Annotated in this window: 18 protein-coding genes; 12 read left to right on the forward strand and 6 right to left on the reverse strand. The window is 57.8% G+C overall.

Translation table 11 applies throughout. The annotated features are described in order from the left end of the window. Positions 1–36: 36 nt before the first annotated feature. Positions 37–633, forward strand: a complete 597-nt coding sequence (locus ACR0DS_RS14600; protein WP_209504969.1) for a LolA family protein — start codon at positions 37–39, stop codon at positions 631–633. Positions 634–648: 15 nt separating this feature from the next. On the opposite strand, the gene ACR0DS_RS14605 is transcribed toward ACR0DS_RS14600, so the two are convergent. Both ACR0DS_RS14605 and ACR0DS_RS14610 read right to left on the reverse strand, forming a co-directional pair. Then, positions 649–1,230: a transglycosylase SLT domain-containing protein gene (locus ACR0DS_RS14605; RefSeq protein WP_209504968.1), complete on the reverse strand. Its 582-nt coding sequence runs from the start codon at positions 1,228–1,230 to the stop codon at positions 649–651. 60 nt (positions 1,231–1,290) lie between these two features. Continuing rightward, entirely contained in the window at positions 1,291–2,172 is an 882-nt protein-coding gene (locus tag ACR0DS_RS14610) for an AEC family transporter (RefSeq protein WP_480493874.1), read from the reverse strand. A gap of 80 nt (positions 2,173–2,252) precedes the next feature. Between ACR0DS_RS14610 and hspQ the strand changes: the two genes are divergently transcribed. After that, positions 2,253–2,579: a heat shock protein HspQ gene (gene hspQ / locus ACR0DS_RS14615; protein WP_209504966.1), complete on the forward strand. Its 327-nt coding sequence runs from the start codon at positions 2,253–2,255 to the stop codon at positions 2,577–2,579. A 35-nt stretch (positions 2,580–2,614) separates the two neighbouring features. On the opposite strand, the gene ACR0DS_RS14620 is transcribed toward hspQ, so the two are convergent. The 3 genes from ACR0DS_RS14620 to ACR0DS_RS14630 all read right to left on the reverse strand — a co-directional run bounded on the left by ACR0DS_RS14620 (position 2,615) and on the right by ACR0DS_RS14630 (position 5,221). Beyond that, complete coding sequence (locus ACR0DS_RS14620; protein WP_480560063.1) at positions 2,615–4,192, reverse strand: gamma-glutamyltransferase family protein; 1,578 nt, start codon at positions 4,190–4,192, stop codon at positions 2,615–2,617. A 219-nt stretch (positions 4,193–4,411) separates the two neighbouring features. Then, positions 4,412–4,861 carry an ATP-binding protein gene (locus tag ACR0DS_RS14625; RefSeq protein ID WP_267365664.1) on the reverse strand — a complete coding sequence of 150 codons (450 nt, stop codon included), beginning with the start codon at positions 4,859–4,861 and terminating at the stop codon, positions 4,412–4,414. 21 nt (positions 4,862–4,882) lie between these two features. Then, positions 4,883–5,221: an STAS domain-containing protein gene (locus tag ACR0DS_RS14630; RefSeq protein WP_480560030.1), complete on the reverse strand. Its 339-nt coding sequence runs from the start codon at positions 5,219–5,221 to the stop codon at positions 4,883–4,885. A gap of 101 nt (positions 5,222–5,322) precedes the next feature. Here ACR0DS_RS14630 and ACR0DS_RS14635 point away from each other — a divergent pair, with 101 nt between their 5' ends. Both ACR0DS_RS14635 and ACR0DS_RS14640 read left to right on the forward strand, forming a co-directional pair. Then, entirely contained in the window at positions 5,323–6,495 is a 1,173-nt protein-coding gene (locus ACR0DS_RS14635; protein WP_480560032.1) for a thiolase family protein, read from the forward strand. 73 nt (positions 6,496–6,568) lie between these two features. Next, a complete protein-coding gene (locus tag ACR0DS_RS14640) occupies positions 6,569–7,024 on the forward strand; it encodes a GAF domain-containing protein (protein ID WP_480488625.1) in 456 nt (151 codons plus the stop codon). A 94-nt stretch (positions 7,025–7,118) separates the two neighbouring features. Here the strand turns inward: ACR0DS_RS14640 and ACR0DS_RS14645 are convergent, their stop codons facing one another. Further along, positions 7,119–7,256, reverse strand: a complete 138-nt coding sequence (locus tag ACR0DS_RS14645; protein WP_480492740.1) for a hypothetical protein — start codon at positions 7,254–7,256, stop codon at positions 7,119–7,121. Between the two features lie 12 nt (positions 7,257–7,268). On the opposite strand from ACR0DS_RS14645, the gene ACR0DS_RS14650 reads away from it, so the two are divergent. The 8 genes from ACR0DS_RS14650 (at position 7,269) to ACR0DS_RS14685 (ending at position 14,755) form a co-directional block, all read left to right on the forward strand. Next, positions 7,269–7,643: a GNAT family N-acetyltransferase gene (locus ACR0DS_RS14650; RefSeq protein ID WP_480492739.1), complete on the forward strand. Its 375-nt coding sequence runs from the start codon at positions 7,269–7,271 to the stop codon at positions 7,641–7,643. 126 nt (positions 7,644–7,769) lie between these two features. Then, a complete protein-coding gene (locus tag ACR0DS_RS14655) occupies positions 7,770–8,339 on the forward strand; it encodes a helix-turn-helix domain-containing protein (RefSeq protein ID WP_267365885.1) in 570 nt (189 codons plus the stop codon). Beyond that, positions 8,339–8,962: a LysE family translocator gene (locus tag ACR0DS_RS14660; RefSeq protein WP_480560034.1), complete on the forward strand. Its 624-nt coding sequence runs from the start codon at positions 8,339–8,341 to the stop codon at positions 8,960–8,962. Before ACR0DS_RS14655 ends, ACR0DS_RS14660 begins: the two co-directional genes overlap by 1 nt. A gap of 4 nt (positions 8,963–8,966) precedes the next feature. Next, positions 8,967–9,347, forward strand: coding sequence for a GFA family protein (locus ACR0DS_RS14665; protein ID WP_480560036.1), 381 nt, complete (start codon positions 8,967–8,969; stop codon positions 9,345–9,347). Between the two features lie 15 nt (positions 9,348–9,362). Beyond that, positions 9,363–11,816 carry a GcvT family protein gene (locus ACR0DS_RS14670; protein WP_480560038.1) on the forward strand — a complete coding sequence of 818 codons (2,454 nt, stop codon included), beginning with the start codon at positions 9,363–9,365 and terminating at the stop codon, positions 11,814–11,816. A gap of 14 nt (positions 11,817–11,830) precedes the next feature. After that, a complete protein-coding gene (locus ACR0DS_RS14675; RefSeq protein WP_480560065.1) occupies positions 11,831–12,865 on the forward strand; it encodes an alcohol dehydrogenase family protein in 1,035 nt (344 codons plus the stop codon). A gap of 11 nt (positions 12,866–12,876) precedes the next feature. Further along, positions 12,877–13,770 carry a homocysteine S-methyltransferase family protein gene (locus ACR0DS_RS14680; protein ID WP_480560040.1) on the forward strand — a complete coding sequence of 298 codons (894 nt, stop codon included), beginning with the start codon at positions 12,877–12,879 and terminating at the stop codon, positions 13,768–13,770. A gap of 10 nt (positions 13,771–13,780) precedes the next feature. Next, positions 13,781–14,755: a GlxA family transcriptional regulator gene (locus ACR0DS_RS14685; protein WP_480539603.1), complete on the forward strand. Its 975-nt coding sequence runs from the start codon at positions 13,781–13,783 to the stop codon at positions 14,753–14,755. The last annotated feature ends 61 nt before the right edge of the window (positions 14,756–14,816 follow it).

Genomic DNA, 14,816 nt, shown 5'->3' on the forward strand with positions numbered 1-14,816 from the left:
ATTTAATAACAAGGGCAGACAGCCTATCTGTACGGCATGAAACAGATTGCTTTTGCCCTTGCTTTGACACTGGCCGCACCCGCCGCATGGGCGGCGGAAAAACTGCCGCTTTCGCAGATTTCCAATTACCTGAACGGATTGAAAACGGTTCAGACAACGTTCACGCAGGTGAACGATGATGGCTCGTTGAGCACCGGACAGCTGTGGATGCAGCGCCCGGGCAAGATGCGGTTCGAATATGACCCGCCCAACAGCGCTGTGGTGCTGGCGCGATCAGGCAGTGTTCAGATCTTCGATCCGAAATCGAACCAGCCACCCGAGCAATACCCGCTGAAGCGCACGCCTCTATCCATTGTGCTGGCACGCAACGTGAATCTTGATCAGGCCAATATGGTTGTCGGCCACAGCTTTGACGGCACGGCCACAGTGGTCACCGCGCAAGACCCCAAGAACCCTGAAGCAGGCCGGATTGAACTGATGTTCACCGATAATCCGGTTGAGCTGCGCAAATGGGTGATCCATGACAACGCGGGCAGTCAGACCACAGTTCTTCTGGGCGCGTTGACCGAAAGCAATGGTCTTGATCAGGGTCTTTTCTCGAACAAGGAAAGACGCGGGTCAGTCAATCGCTGACCCGCTTTTTGCTGGTCAATACCGGCAGTTCGCCAACTGTGCCTGATACAGTTGCGCGCGCGCGTCCACGTCATTGGCCACGCTCAACAACCACGACTTGCTGTTGTGGGTGCCGCGAGCGTACCCCGTGTGACCTTCGTGATAGGCCAGGTATTGATTGCGTGTGTCGCCGGGGTGGATGCCGTTGCGCTCATAGCTTTTGTTCATATACCAGCCGATGAAGTCCGAGGCATCGCGGATGCGATCCCGCTTGGCCCGGCGCTTGCCGGTTTCGCGCTGATATTGATCCCAGGTGCCGTCCAGTGCCTGGCTGAACCCATAGGCGCTGCTTTGCCGCCCCATCGGGATCACGCCCAGCACGTAACGGTGCGGGGTACGTGCATCGTGGCGATATCGGCTTTCCTGATAAATCGTGGCCATCTGAACGTGAACCGGAACACCCCATTTCTGCTCGGTGCTTTTGAAAGCCTTGATAAAATCCGGTCGCTCGTGCGCAATACTGCACGCGTCGTTCAGTTTGCTGGGCGGTTGTTTTGACCCGCCGCCACAGGATGCCAAAAGCAGCACCCCGAAGAGTACGATAAGAATTCTGCTCATGTGCCTCATGCCTTTTTTGTTTATTCTAGCGTAGATTGAGCTCTGAGGAAATCACAATCGCTACAAAACAATGGCAAGAATTACGGGTAACGCCGCCACGGAAAGCACAGTGGACACCATGACCATGCCGGCAACGGCATCGGAATCGGCCTCAAATCGTTCTGCCAGCAAATATGAGGTCACAGCGACCGGCGTACAAATTTGCAGGACCAGAACGCCAAAGGCGACAGTGTCCAGATCAAACAACACTCCAATCCCCCAGCCCAACGCAAAGCAGACGATAAGTTTCAGGACTGACAACCAGAGTGCTTGCCCCAGACTGCGCGAGGTCAGGCGGGCGATTGCCACACCGACCGTGACCAACATCAGCGGAACAGCCATTTGCCCCAAAAGCTCTAACGTGTTGGTTAGAAATGTCGGAGTTTGCCACCCTTGCCACAAAAACACTGCACCCAGAATGGTCGCCCACGCCATCGGCTGGCGCAAGACTTGTCCCCATGCGCCTTTTCCGGCGACTAGGTATATTCCATAAGTGAAAGAAAACAGCGCAGTTACAGACAGAAAGATGACTGCGTAACCCAAGCCAATCTGTCCGAACGCAAAGATACATAGCGGCAAGCCAAGATTGCCGGTATTGCCGAAAATCAGAGGTGACAGGTACGTGCGCTGATCCAGTTTCAAGACGCGAACCAGCAACCAGAACACCCCTGCCAGCAGAAGATTTGCGACCAGGGTCGCGGATGTGAAACGCGACAAATCTCCGCCCGGGATGTCGGTTTGCATGAGCGCAACAAAGATCAGACTGGGCATTGCCAGCGTCGTTGCAAAGCGTGTCACAAATTGCAGCCGGTATTCGAACCCCAGTTTGACCCAGGTAAAGCCAATGGCTGCCAAGAGAAAAACCGGGGCCACGATTTCGAACACTGTCAGTATTAGGTTCACAGACTGTTTCCCTGAATTTCACATCAATGATTGGCATTTCGGGCCAAAAACCGTTAGTAAATGCGGTGGGGGCTGAAACAATGTTAAAGACACGCGCGAAATACGGATTGGGCCAGGTGGTCCGTCACAAGAAACACCCTTTTCGAGGGGTGATTTTTGACGTGGACCCAGAGTTTTCGAACACAGAAGAATGGTATCAGGCCATTCCGGAAGACAGCCGTCCAAGGAAAGAACAGCCGTTCTACCACCTGTTGGCAGAGAACGACCAATCCTTCTATGTTGCTTATGTTTCAGAACAAAATCTGGTTGCAGACTATTCCGGCGAGCCGGTTGAACACCCGGATATCTCCAACATGTTCGGCCCATTCGAAGACGGTGCCTACCCTCTGCATTTCCACCTGAACTAGGTCTGGCGAACCGGTCGGCATTGTACTGCCGCTGATCAGTATCCAAGGGCACACCCATCCTTGCGCGGGTCGCTGGCACCTTCCAAAACACCGTCTTTTCGGATTCGGATCGCTTGCGCTCCACCAAGCGGAGTTTCCGGAATTTCAATATTGTGGCCGATTTCAGACAATTGTTTCGCCACTTCTTCAGAATAGCCCCGCTCCAGTTTCAGGACACTTCCATCAAAAAAGGCACGCGGCGCGTTGATGCTTTCCTGTAGCTCCAGCCCAAAGTCCCTAAGGTTCGAAACGAAACGCGCGTGCCCGGTCGGTTGATAAGCACCGCCCATGACGCCGAATGGCATCGTGACACGGTCATTCTCGGTCAACATCCCCGGTATGATCGTGTGCATCGGGCGCTTGCCACCAGCCAGTTCATTGGGGTGACCCGGCTGAAGCGTGAACCCCGCGCCCCTGTTCTGAAGCAAGATGCCGTATCTCTCGGACGCGATCCCTGACCCAAAGCCATGAAAGATCGAGTAGATCAGCGACACAGCCATAAGGTCGCGGTCGACCACTGTGATATAGACCGTGTCTTTGTGTATGGCTTCCGTCAAAGGTGCTGCTGCGGGCATTGCGCGTTTTGGGTCAATCAATGCCGCCAGCCTGACTGCTACATCCATATCAAGAAACCGCTCGGCCCGCGCGACATGATCGGGATCAGCAATAAACCGGTTGCGCGCGTCATAAGCCAGCTTGGTGGCTTCAGCCTCGATATGAACCCGTTCTGCTCCAAATGGATCCATACTGGCCAGATCGAACTGTTTTAGAATGTTCAGCAGCAGGATCGCGGTTGCACCTTGGCCGTTCGGCGGGTGTTCGACCAGATCAACACCCTTGTAGGCCCCGCGCATGGGCTGCGTTTCAGTGCACTTGGTGCGGTGGAAGTCCTCGGCGGTGTGGACACCTCCGAGTGCGGACAGAGCCCGGATCATATCCTCGGCAATGTCTCCTGAATAAAAAGCGTCGCGTCCCTGACTGGCGATCCTGCGCAAGACCTCAGCCTGACCGGGGGCGCGAAAGATCTGCCCGATTGCGGGTATTTGCCCATTGATCAGATAATGATCACGCGCAGCGCCCTGTAATGTGGCCGCCCCTGTTTTCCAGTCAAATGCAACCCGAGGGGCCACCGGAACGCCAGCGTCGGCATAGTGGATTGCGGGTTCCAGAATCGCGCCCAGCCCCAAACGTCCTTCGGTTTCTGCAAGGTGACAGAAGGCGTCCACGGCACCGGGAACAGTCACCGCGTCCGGGCCGTTCAACAGTACAGATGACAGACCCATGTCTCGCAAGGGCTGCGCCCGCGCGGCGGCCGGCGCGCGACCCGATCCGTTCAATGCGCGTATCCGGTTTTCGCCCGCACGGCTGAACAAAACGAAACAATCGCCCCCCAACCCGGTCATCTGCGGTTCGCAGATGCCAAGCAGAACCGCACCTGCTATCGCGGCGTCCATGGCGTTGCCGCCGCGCTCAAGAATATCGATTGCCACTTTGGCGGCTAGCGGGTGCGACGTTGCGCACATCCCCCGCGTTGCAAAAACTTCCGACCGGCCAGGTTTGTGCAGATCACGCATGGTGGGTTCTTTCTCCTTCAAACAGGGGAAAGCTATTCTCTGATTGCCGGTTGTCCAGTCAATTCAAGTTTGGGGGGAGATCCTCGGCGCCGTTCACTGGGTGGGGGCTGTGATAATTGGCGCCGAGGGAAGCTATCTGAGCTACGAGTCACTGTATGGCGGCGATTTGCGGCGCGACAATGTTTCGAAAATGGCGTTATTGTGGCCAATTGCGGCTGATTACCCGTTCTTGTCAAAGTTAAATCGCAGGGATAGCCGATTGCACCCGTCGCGACGCTCATAACAGATATCGCTGGTCAGTTGATGAATCAGGAACCAGCCGAACCCGCCTTCGGGCAAATCCTGAATGCGGGTTCCCAGTGGTGCCGGCGTTCCGTCTGGTGGTTCGTAGCCGGGCAATGGATGGCCCGTGTCCGAAATCAGAATGTCCAGCCGGTTTCTGTCCAATCGGCATGTCACCTGAACCCCGGCCGGGGCCACGTCCATATAGGCATGTTCCACAACGTTGTTGATTGCTTCTGCCAGTGCGATCTTGACATCGTCCGCCTTGTGCGGCGGCAACCCTCGTTTCGCCAGTCCGGCGCTGAGTTTCGCAATCCCCGCACTGGCTTCTGTTTCCGTTGCGGGAAAGCTCAATTCCAGGCAGGTCGCGTTACAAATGGGCTCCACGTTGTCGCACTCCTGCTGTTGTCACCTGTCTGGTTCCGACAGGGCGTCATCCAGTGTTGCAAACAACCTGAACACGGTATCCATGCGCGTCAGGCGAAAGACCTTTTCCACCACGGGCTGCGGGCCTGCCAGATCAAGCCTTCGGTTCAGCCCCAGTTGTTTCATGGACGCTACGATTGCGCCCAGTCCGCTTGAATCGATGAACTCGACGCCTGAAAGGTCCAGGACAACCCGATCGGCGCAGACCTCGGTCTCTGCGCGCATGTCTTCTTTGAACTGAATGGCCATCGCAGCGTCGATCCGGTCAGAGTGAACCGTGATAATCTGTGTCGTTCCGTCTGATGTGCTGGTCAGCCCCATGGTCCGGCTGCCTCCAATCTGAAAATGAGTCGTAGAAATACGCTAGACGCGAATTCTTACCATTCGGTATTCAAGGGCCGGACGACAGGAGGATTATCCGGATGAGAGATGTTGTTATTGCAGGTGCTGCCAGAACACCAATGGGTGGTTTTCAGGGCATGTTCGACGGTGTCGCAGCATCCGAGCTTGGCGGCGCAGCGATTCGTGCCGCGTTAAAGCAGGCAGGGGCGCAGACGGTTGACGAGGTGTTGATGGGATGTGTCCTGCCCGCAGGTCAGGGGCAGGCTCCGGCGCGCCAGGCGGGTTTCGCGGCGGGCTTGGGTGAGGAGGTTCCCGCCACCACGCTGAACAAGATGTGTGGTTCCGGGATGAAGGCGGCGATGATGGCCTTCGACCAGATCGCATTGGGTCATGCGGATACAATGGTCGCCGGAGGTATGGAGAGTATGACCAACGCGCCCTACCTGCTGCCGAAAATGCGGGGTGGCGCGCGCATCGGTCATGGTCAGGTGATCGACCACATGTTCCTTGACGGGCTGGAAGACGCCTATGACAAGGGCCGCCTGATGGGAACCTTTGCCGAAGATTGCGCCGAGGCGTATCAGTTCACCCGCGAAGCGCAGGATGAATATGCCTTGAAATCCTTGTCCAACGCACTTTCCGCGCAAGAAAGCAGTGCTTTCGAGGGCGAGATCGTCCCCGTCACAGTGCGCACGCGTAAGGGTGAGGTCGTACAGGTCGCTGATGAGCAACCCAAATCCGCCCGTCCCGAGAAAATTCCGACACTGAAACCGGCTTTCCGCAAGGACGGGACAGTGACCGCCGCCAATTCCTCGTCAATATCCGACGGCGCGGCGGCGCTTGTTCTGGCATCGGCTGAGGCGGCAGAAGCGCAAGGACTGACAGTTCGGGCCCGGATTTTGGGACATGCCAGCCATGCTCAAGCGCCCGGACTTTTCACGACTGCACCGGTTCCGGCGGCGCAAAAGCTTCTGTCCCGCATCGGTTGGAACAAGGATGATGTCGACCTGTGGGAGGTCAACGAAGCCTTCGCAGTTGTGCCGATGGCTTTCATGCACGAAATGGGATTGCCGCGCGACAGGGTAAACGTAAATGGCGGGGCCTGCGCCTTGGGCCATCCTATTGGCGCATCTGGCGCCCGTATTCTGGTCACTTTGTTGAACGCGCTCGAGAAACGAAATCTCAAGCGGGGGGTTGCTGCAATCTGTATCGGCGGCGGTGAAGGAACAGCTATCGCGATCGAACGCATTTGACCCTTCATCTTTTTCGAAATACTCCGGGGGTTCGGGGGCGGCGCCCCCGAGTTTTCCAAGGGGTTTGGAACCTATGACCGTCGATTACAGCGCGCTGGCCAGTACAATTGCAGCATTGACCGAAGGCGAAAACGATCAGGTTGCCCTGATGGCTACCGTTGCTTGCGAGGTCCACCATTCCGACGATCGTTTCGACTGGACCGGGTTTTACCGGGTGACAGAACCGGGCTTGCTTAAAATTGGCCCGTATCAAGGTGGCCATGGCTGCCTCGTCATCCCGTTCGAACGCGGCGTCTGCGGGGCGGCAGCGCGCACCGGCGAAGTGCAACTGGTGCCCGACGTGGACGCGTTTCCGGGTCACATCGCCTGCGCCTCGTCCACCCGATCCGAACTGGTTCTGCCGGTCCGGAACGCATCGGGCGAGCTGATTGCAGTTTTCGACATCGACAGCAATCAACCCGACGCGTTCTCAACCGAAGACGCGGATAACCTGTCCGCGATCCTGTCAAAGACCTTCGCGCAAGCCTGATTGATTTTCGGTCTGTACAAGGTGCGTCTACCGGTTTCCTCTTTTCGATTTCGCTCGGGGTTTGATAAAACAGGAAAGCCCGAACCGTATTGGATTAACCATGGTCCCAGGCCATTTCCGAACTCCGCGCCTCTCGGTTCGCAACTGGAAGGTTGAACTCGCCGATCCGCGATTGCGGGTTCGGCTTGAAGATGATCTTGTCACGCTTCTGACCCCTGAGGTCCTGAAACACCTGCCGCCCCCGATGCAGTTGCAGGGCCGGGAGATTTCGAACTGGATTGATGAAAGACGTGCTGAAAGCGATATTCTGCTTGCGCGCCAAAGCCGCGGTAACCACCTGATCGGCCTCATGGTGTTGGCCATGAGTTCTGACACCGAGGCAATTCCAAGCCTTCACATCGGCTATTTGATTGCTCAAACCGCTTGGGGGAATGGTTACGCCCCCGAGTTGCTGCAAGGCTTGCAGGACGCATTGACGCCTGGGCCTGCCGTGCGTCTCATTGCCGGGGTCGGGCGTGACAATCCAGGTTCAGCCCGCGTTCTGGAAAAAACAGGCTTTACGCTTTGGCCGGAGCGCGCCTCGGACACCGCCGATATTTATGTTTACCATATTAGCTGAGTGACCGAGCCGTCAGGGCATAGCCAATCCGGAATATGGATCCACGTGAAAAAATGCTTGGAAATTTCATGGAATCGAGTCATCGTGAAAAAAGAGGTGAAATTTTCACGAGCGTTGGAGCTATCCTTGAACAGTCAGGCCCCGCAAAGTGCGACACTCGGTGCTGATATCCGCGCGCTGCGCAAGGCGCGAGGATTGACGCTGAGTGATATCGCGATCCGGTTGGACAGGTCTGTGGGCTGGCTCAGCCAGGTTGAGCGTGACATGTCCGAGCCGTCGATCTCGGACCTGAGGCAGATCGCCGAATGCCTTGGCGTCCCCATGTCGATGTTGTTTGCGCATTCGGCGGCACCGGCGGACGAGCAGGGATATGTCGTGCGTGCCGGCTCGCGCCGCCCCATGGGGTCGGGCGAGGAAGGGTTGATCGAAGAGCTGCTCTCGCCGGATCTGACCGATGATTTTGAAATGGTGCATTCCACCTTCAAACCCAACTCGCAGATGCAGACACCGGCCAATCGCCCGACACAGGAAGTCGGATACATGATCTCGGGCAAGCTGGACCTGACAATCGGGGGACGCGCGTTCACGGTTGGGCCGGGTGACAGCTTTCGATTCCGACATGAACCCTATCAATGGGCCAACCCTTATGATGAGCCCGCTGTGGCCATCTGGGTCATCGCCCCGCCGGTTTACTGATGTCGTTCGAAGCCTGGGCCATATTCGCGTTGTTCTGGGTGGTATTCGTGACCACCCCGGGCCCGAACGCGGTTAATTGCATCTCGAACGGGATGAGTTTGCCGTTTCCAAAGGCAATGCTCGGCGTGTTGGCTATTCTCACGCAGGCCAGCGCCTTTCTGATCCTGTCTGCGCTGGGTGTGACGGCGCTGATCGCCGCATCGCCGATCGGGTTCTTTGTCGCCAAGCTGATTGGTGCGGGGTTTTTGATCTGGTTGGGCATTCGCGGCTGGATGAATGCGACAAAACCTGCACCAGCCTCCGAGCGTCCTGCGCGACATGTCTATCTGCACGCGCTTGCAGTGGCCACGATCAATCCCAAAAGCGTCGCCGGATACCTGGCCGCGTTTTCGCAGTTCGTTCAGCCCGAGGTTCCGATCTGGCAGCAGATGGGGGTTATCATGCCGACCGCGCTGGTCATCACCACACTCAGCTACACCGGCTTTACGGCGCTGGGTGCCCTGATGGGCAAGGCAGCGCTGGGCGCGGTGTTCAATATCTGGGTGCGCCGGATCATGGCGGCCTGTTTTGTCATCTACGGTGTGTTGTTGGGAACCAGCACCACACCCGCAATAAGGGGGTAGTCAGATGCACAAGGGATCCTGCCTTTGCGGCTCGGTCGCGTTCACGATCGACGGAGACCTGTCGCCGCCTTCGGTCTGCCATTGCGGACAATGCCGCAAACAGTCGGGCCATGTCTGGGCTTCGGCTTCGACCCGTCAGGACAACCTGAGTTTCTCGGCCAGCGACACGCTTAGCTGGTATCGCGCGTCTGACATCGCCCGGCGCGGATTTTGCAGCAGCTGTGGCTCGTTCCTCTTCTGGCAACACAACCAAGAGGACACGATTTCGATTTCCATGGGCGCGCTGGACGCACCCACAGGTTTAAAGCTCTCAAAGCACATCTTCGTGGCTGACAAGGGCGACTACTACGACATCACGGACGATCTGCCTCAAGAGGCGCAGTAACAAGGATCAAAACGCATGAGTGATTTTCCAACAAAAGCCCGCGTGGTCATTATCGGAGGCGGTGTGGTGGGGGCTTCCTCGCTGTATCACCTTGCCAAGAAAGGCTGGACCGATTGTGTTCTGCTGGAAAAGAACGAACTGACTGCCGGGTCGACCTGGCATGCTGCAGGGAACGTTCCGACCTTCTCGACCTCATGGGCGATCATGAACATGCAGCGCTACTCGACCGAGCTGTATGCGCGTCTGGGCGGGGAAGTCGATTATCCGATGAACTACCACCAGACCGGTTCGATCCGACTGGCGCATTCGAAAGAACGTGTGCAGGAATTCGAGCGCGCCATGGCGATGGGCCGCTATCAGGGGATTCCGATGGAAATGTGGACCCCGGAAGAAGCGAAAGAGCGCTATCCCTTCCTGGAAACGCATGACCTTGAAGGTGTTCTCTACGACCCGACGGATGGTGATATCGATCCGGCGCAGCTGACCCAGGCGCTGGCCAAAGGCGCGCGCGATATGGGGCAGAAGATCATCCGTTTCTGCCCGGCGACTGGCGTGACGCAGCATGATGACGGCACCTGGACCGTGCACACGGACAAAGGCGATATAGCCTGTGACTATGTTGTGAACGCAGCCGGGTACTATGCGCAGCGCGTGGGCGAATGGTTCAAGCCCTTCGGTGGCCGCACCGTTCCGGCAATGGTCATGAGCCACCAGTACCTGCTGACCGATGAAATCCCCGAGATCGAAGCATGGACCAAGCAAAGCGGTGCCAAGCTGCCGCTGCTGCGTGATGTGGATGTCTCGTACTACCTGCGGCAGGAAAAGAACGGCTTCAACCTTGGTCCTTACGAGCCGAACTGCAAGGGCCACTGGATGACCGAAGACGATCCGATGCCGGATGATTTCAGCTTTCAGCTGTGGAATGACGATCTGGACCGCATCGAAGATATCGTCACCGATGCGATGGAGCGGGTGCCGCTGATGGCAACCTCGGGCGTTGGACGGGTCATCAACGGGCCGATCCCCTATGCGCCTGACGGGCTGCCGCTGATCGGCCCGATGCCCGGTGTGAAAAACGCGTTCGAGGCGCATACTTTCACCTTCGGCATCGCGCAGGGCGGTGGCGCAGGCAAGGTTCTGGCCGAGTGGGTCGTTGATGGCGCGACCGAATGGGATATGTGGGCCGTCGATCCGCGCCGCTATACCGATTACACCGATCAGGATTATTGCAACCAGAAAGGCATGGAAGTTTATGGCAACGAATATGCCATGCACTTCCCGCACCATGAATGGCCTGCCGCACGAAACAAGAAGCTGTCGCCCGTGCATGACAAGGTGATCGCGCAAGGCGGTGTCATGGGGGCCTATAACGGCTGGGAACGCGCCAACTGGTTTGCACAGCCCGGTGATGACACCTCGCTCGACGCGACCCACACCTGGGGACGGTCCGGTCCGTGGGAACAGCGGATCAAGGAAGAATGTGAGGCCGTGCGCGATCATTGTGGCGTGTTGGACTTGCCGGGCTTCTCGCGGTTCAAAATACAGGGGCCGGGTGCTGATGAATGGCTGCGCGGTCTGGTTGCAGGGGCATTGCCCAAGATTGGTCGGGTTGGGCTGGTTTACTTCGCAGATGAACGCGGGCGTATCCTGACCGAAATGTCGGTCACGCGCGAGGCCGAAGACCTGTTCGTTCTGGTCACTGCAGCGACCGCGCAATGGCATGACCGTGAATGGCTTGAGCGTCACATACCTGCCGATGCCGAGTTCACGCTGGAAGACTGGACAACGCGGATGAGCACGCTGATCGTTACCGGGCCTCGATCTCGGGACATTCTCAGCAAAGTTACCGAGGCCGATCTGACCTTGCCGTGGCTCAGCTTTCAGGAAAGCGAAATCAAAGGCGGATGGGTCGCTCTGCTGCGTGTCTCATTCGCTGGTGAGCTGGGCTGGGAAGTTCACGCTGAAAATGCGGATATGCCTGCGATCTACGACGCGATCATCGATGCCGGTGCCAAGCCGTTCGGGATGTATTCGCTGAACTCGCTGCGGATCGAAAAGGGGTACCGCGCCTGGAAGGGCGATCTGTCGACCGACTATTCCCTGCTTGAAGGCGGGTTGGAGCGTTTCGTCAAGCTGGACAAACCGCAGGACTTCCCGGGCAAGGCCGCAATCCTGAACGAAAAGCAGCAAGGCGTGAAAAAGTCCTTCGTCACCCTGACTGTTGATGCGGGCGATTGCGACGCGCCGTATATGTCCTGCATCTGGCATGGCGATGAGATCGTGGGCGAAACCACATCCGGCGCATGGGGCTACCGTGTTGGTAAATCCATCGCGCTGGGCATGATCCGGGCCGAGCTTGCCAATCCGGGAACTGAGCTTGAGGTCGAAATCTACGGCCAGAAATGCCGCGCCGTGGTAGAGCTGGACCAGCCGCTCTGGGACCCCGAGAACGAGCGGTTGCGCGCGTGACGCTTCCGGCGACCATGTCTGGCGTCTATCTGACCGGCCATGGCGGGCCAGAGGCGCTGGAATGGCGCGACGATATCCCTGTCCCGGCCCCTGGGCCGGGGCAGGTGCTTGTTCGGGTCGCGGCGGCAGGTGTCAATAACACGGACATCAACACGCGGATCGGCTGGTATTCATCGGATGTCACCGGTGGGACGGATGCCGTCGATCAGGATATTGAAGCCGGAGGGTGGGGCGGCGCACTGAGCTTTCCCCGCATTCAGGGGGGCGATCTGTGCGGGATCGTTGAAAAGGTTGGGCCAAACTCGGGGTTCAAAAAGGGCCAGCGCGTGACTTGCCCGATCAACCTGCCGCGTCCGCGCCCCGGCAGCCCTCAGGGCTTTATTGCGCTCGGGTCTGAGATTGATGGCGCTTTTGCCCAATACTGTCTGGTTGAAGCAAATGACCTTTATGACGTAAGTGCATCGCCCCTGTCAGACGTGGAAATTGCGGCCATTCCATGTGCCTTTGGTACTGCCGAAAACCTGCTGACGCGCGCGGGCGTGACGGCAGGGCAAAAGGTTCTGATCACCGGCGCGTCAGGCGGCGTTGGTCTGGCGGCGGTGCAGCTTGCTGCGCTGCGCGGAGCGTCGGTTTGGGGTGTGACGGCGGCAGCGAAGGCAGAGGTCGTCAAATCCCAAGGCGCGTTGGGCACATTTGGCCGGGATGAGCTGCCGCCGCAGGATATGTTCGACGCGGTTATAGATGTGGTGGGCGGGCCCGCATGGGCATCGCTGATCCTTGCCCTGAAGCCCGGCGGGCACTACGCCGTTTCTGGGGCAATTGCCGGCCCGATTGTCGAGGCTGATCTGCGGGACATCTATTTGCGCGACATCACCATTCACGGCTGCACGCATCAGGCACCCGAAGTCTTTGGCCGCCTAGTGGAGTTGATGAATACCGGACGGATCAAGCCACTGGTTTCCCGAACCTACCCGTTGAAGGATATCGTCCGCGCACAGGCTGATTTTCAGGCAAAGACCCTTCCGGGTAAACTCGTGCTGCTGCCTTAAGGAGCAAGGACATGACAAAGATCACTCTGTTGGACGGTTCAATCGGACAGGAACTGGTCAAACGCAGCGGAGATCGGGCGACGCCGCTATGGTCCACGCGTGTGATGATCGACCACCCTGATCTGGTCAGCGCGGTGCATGGCGACTATTTCCGTTGTGGTGCCACGGTTGCGACCACCAATACCTACGCCGTCCACCGCTCACGCCTGGTGCGGGTGGGGATGGAGGACCAGATGCCCGCCCTTGTCGACACTGCCCTGACGCAGGCCGAACGTGCCCGTACTGAAACCGGGGGGCGGATCGCCGGGTCTCTGGGGCCGCTTCTGGCATCTTACCGACCCGACCTGAATCCCGACCCGGCAGATGCGGCGGAAAAGTTCGCTGAACTTGTGGCTTTGATGGCTGCGCGCGTCGATCTGTTTCTGATCGAGACAGTGTCCTCGGTGCAGGAGGCCGAGGGCGCGCTGCGTGGAACGACCGGATGTGGCAAACCAATCTGGCTGTCATTCACGGTCAATGACGACGATGGCCGTCGCCTCAGGTCCGGCGAACCACTCAGGGATGTCGCGCCTTTGGTAGAAGAGTTTTCGCCTGACGCGCTGCTGATCAATTGTTCGCGCCCCGAAGCGATCCCGGCTGCTCTGGAAATCCTGTCCACTATGAACAAGCCCTATGGTGCTTACGCCAACGGCTTTACACATATTTCAGATGAGTTTCTAAAGGACGCGCCGACAGTGGATGCATTGGATCAACGCCATGATCTTGATCCCGATGCCTATGCGGATCACGTCATGCGTTGGGTCGATCACGGGGCCACGATTGTCGGCGGGTGCTGCGAAATTGGCCCGGACCACATCGAAGCGCTGGCCAAGCGGTTGCGTGCTGCCGGGCACGAGATCGTCTAAGGTGACAGCGATGAGGAAAGTTGCTTCTGATTCACCGCAGGCGATACAGCAACATTTCGATATTCTGGTCGCACCCGGATTTGTGCTGCTTGAACTGGCCTCATTGGTCGAGGTTCTCAGGCTGGCAAATCGTGTGTGTCCGAAGCCGCCGTTCACTTTTGCCTATCGGTCGCTCAAAGGTGGCCCGATCTCCAGCAGCAGCGACGCGGTGGTGCAAACGGAACGCGTGCAGCCGCAACCCAAGGCGAATTATCTTTTTGTGATCGGCAATTCTGACCCGGATCACCCGGACTTGTCTTTGGGGCGGGTGGTGTCGGACTATACTTTCCGCGATGCCAAGGTGTTTCTGCTGGCGGAAGCGGCCAGCCGGTATATCGACGAACAGGGTTCAGATGATTTGGCAACTCACTGGGAAAACGCCTCGTTCCTGCGGGAACGCGGGGCCCGGTTTGAAGCCAAACTGTCGATTGCAACCGAACAGGGCGCCGTTGTGACCTGTGCCGGAATGGAGGCGACAACAGATGTCGCGCTGGCAGTAATCGGTCGCCATATCTCGGGGCCTGCGAAGATGACCGTGGCGGACATCATGCTGCATGAAAACATCCGGGATTTCGCCTCGATGCAGCCTTTCTCGGGGGTAAAGTTGACGGCGACCGGAGATGTGAAGCTGGATCAGTGCATCAAGCTCATGCAGGCCAATATCGAAGACCCTCTGCCGATCAATCAGATCGTCGATTCGCTGCAACTGTCGAACCGTTCGCTTGAGCGTAAGTTCAAAACCTTCTTTGGCACCACGCCCAACGGATTCTATCGCGAAATGCGGCTCGCCAAGGCCAATAACCTGCTTCTGAACACCACTATGAGCGTTCGCGAAATCGGGTTGGCCTGCGGTTTTCCGAACGGGTTTTCCTCTGTTTACAAAAGCTTCTTCGGAGTCACTCCCTTTGTCGTTCGGCGGGAAAAGCGGGCCGCGACACATCGGTGAAAAATGCGGATCTTGTGACGTTTTTGGTGCATTTATTGTCGATCTTCCGTGGCAGTTTACG

This window comes from Ruegeria sp. AF5 (genome assembly GCF_056541905.1).

What these genes read in the sequence shown, in the direction of transcription:
- ACR0DS_RS14600 (WP_209504969.1), top strand. Translation starts at nt 37, where the DNA reads ATGAAACAGATTGCTTTTGCCCTTGCTTTGACACTGGCCGCACCCGCC.
- ACR0DS_RS14605 (WP_209504968.1), bottom strand. Translation starts at nt 1,230, where the DNA reads ATGAGCAGAATTCTTATCGTACTCTTCGGGGTGCTGCTTTTGGCATCC.
- hspQ (WP_209504966.1), top strand. Translation starts at nt 2,253, where the DNA reads ATGTTAAAGACACGCGCGAAATACGGATTGGGCCAGGTGGTCCGTCAC.
- ACR0DS_RS14620 (WP_480560063.1), bottom strand. Translation starts at nt 4,192, where the DNA reads ATGCGTGATCTGCACAAACCTGGCCGGTCGGAAGTTTTTGCAACGCGG.
- ACR0DS_RS14630 (WP_480560030.1), bottom strand. Translation starts at nt 5,221, where the DNA reads ATGGGGCTGACCAGCACATCAGACGGAACGACACAGATTATCACGGTT.
- ACR0DS_RS14635 (WP_480560032.1), top strand. Translation starts at nt 5,323, where the DNA reads ATGAGAGATGTTGTTATTGCAGGTGCTGCCAGAACACCAATGGGTGGT.
- ACR0DS_RS14640 (WP_480488625.1), top strand. Translation starts at nt 6,569, where the DNA reads ATGACCGTCGATTACAGCGCGCTGGCCAGTACAATTGCAGCATTGACC.
- ACR0DS_RS14650 (WP_480492739.1), top strand. Translation starts at nt 7,269, where the DNA reads ATGCAGTTGCAGGGCCGGGAGATTTCGAACTGGATTGATGAAAGACGT.
- ACR0DS_RS14660 (WP_480560034.1), top strand. Translation starts at nt 8,339, where the DNA reads ATGTCGTTCGAAGCCTGGGCCATATTCGCGTTGTTCTGGGTGGTATTC.
- ACR0DS_RS14665 (WP_480560036.1), top strand. Translation starts at nt 8,967, where the DNA reads ATGCACAAGGGATCCTGCCTTTGCGGCTCGGTCGCGTTCACGATCGAC.
- ACR0DS_RS14670 (WP_480560038.1), top strand. Translation starts at nt 9,363, where the DNA reads ATGAGTGATTTTCCAACAAAAGCCCGCGTGGTCATTATCGGAGGCGGT.
- ACR0DS_RS14675 (WP_480560065.1), top strand. Translation starts at nt 11,831, where the DNA reads ATGTCTGGCGTCTATCTGACCGGCCATGGCGGGCCAGAGGCGCTGGAA.
- ACR0DS_RS14680 (WP_480560040.1), top strand. Translation starts at nt 12,877, where the DNA reads ATGACAAAGATCACTCTGTTGGACGGTTCAATCGGACAGGAACTGGTC.
- ACR0DS_RS14685 (WP_480539603.1), top strand. Translation starts at nt 13,781, where the DNA reads ATGAGGAAAGTTGCTTCTGATTCACCGCAGGCGATACAGCAACATTTC.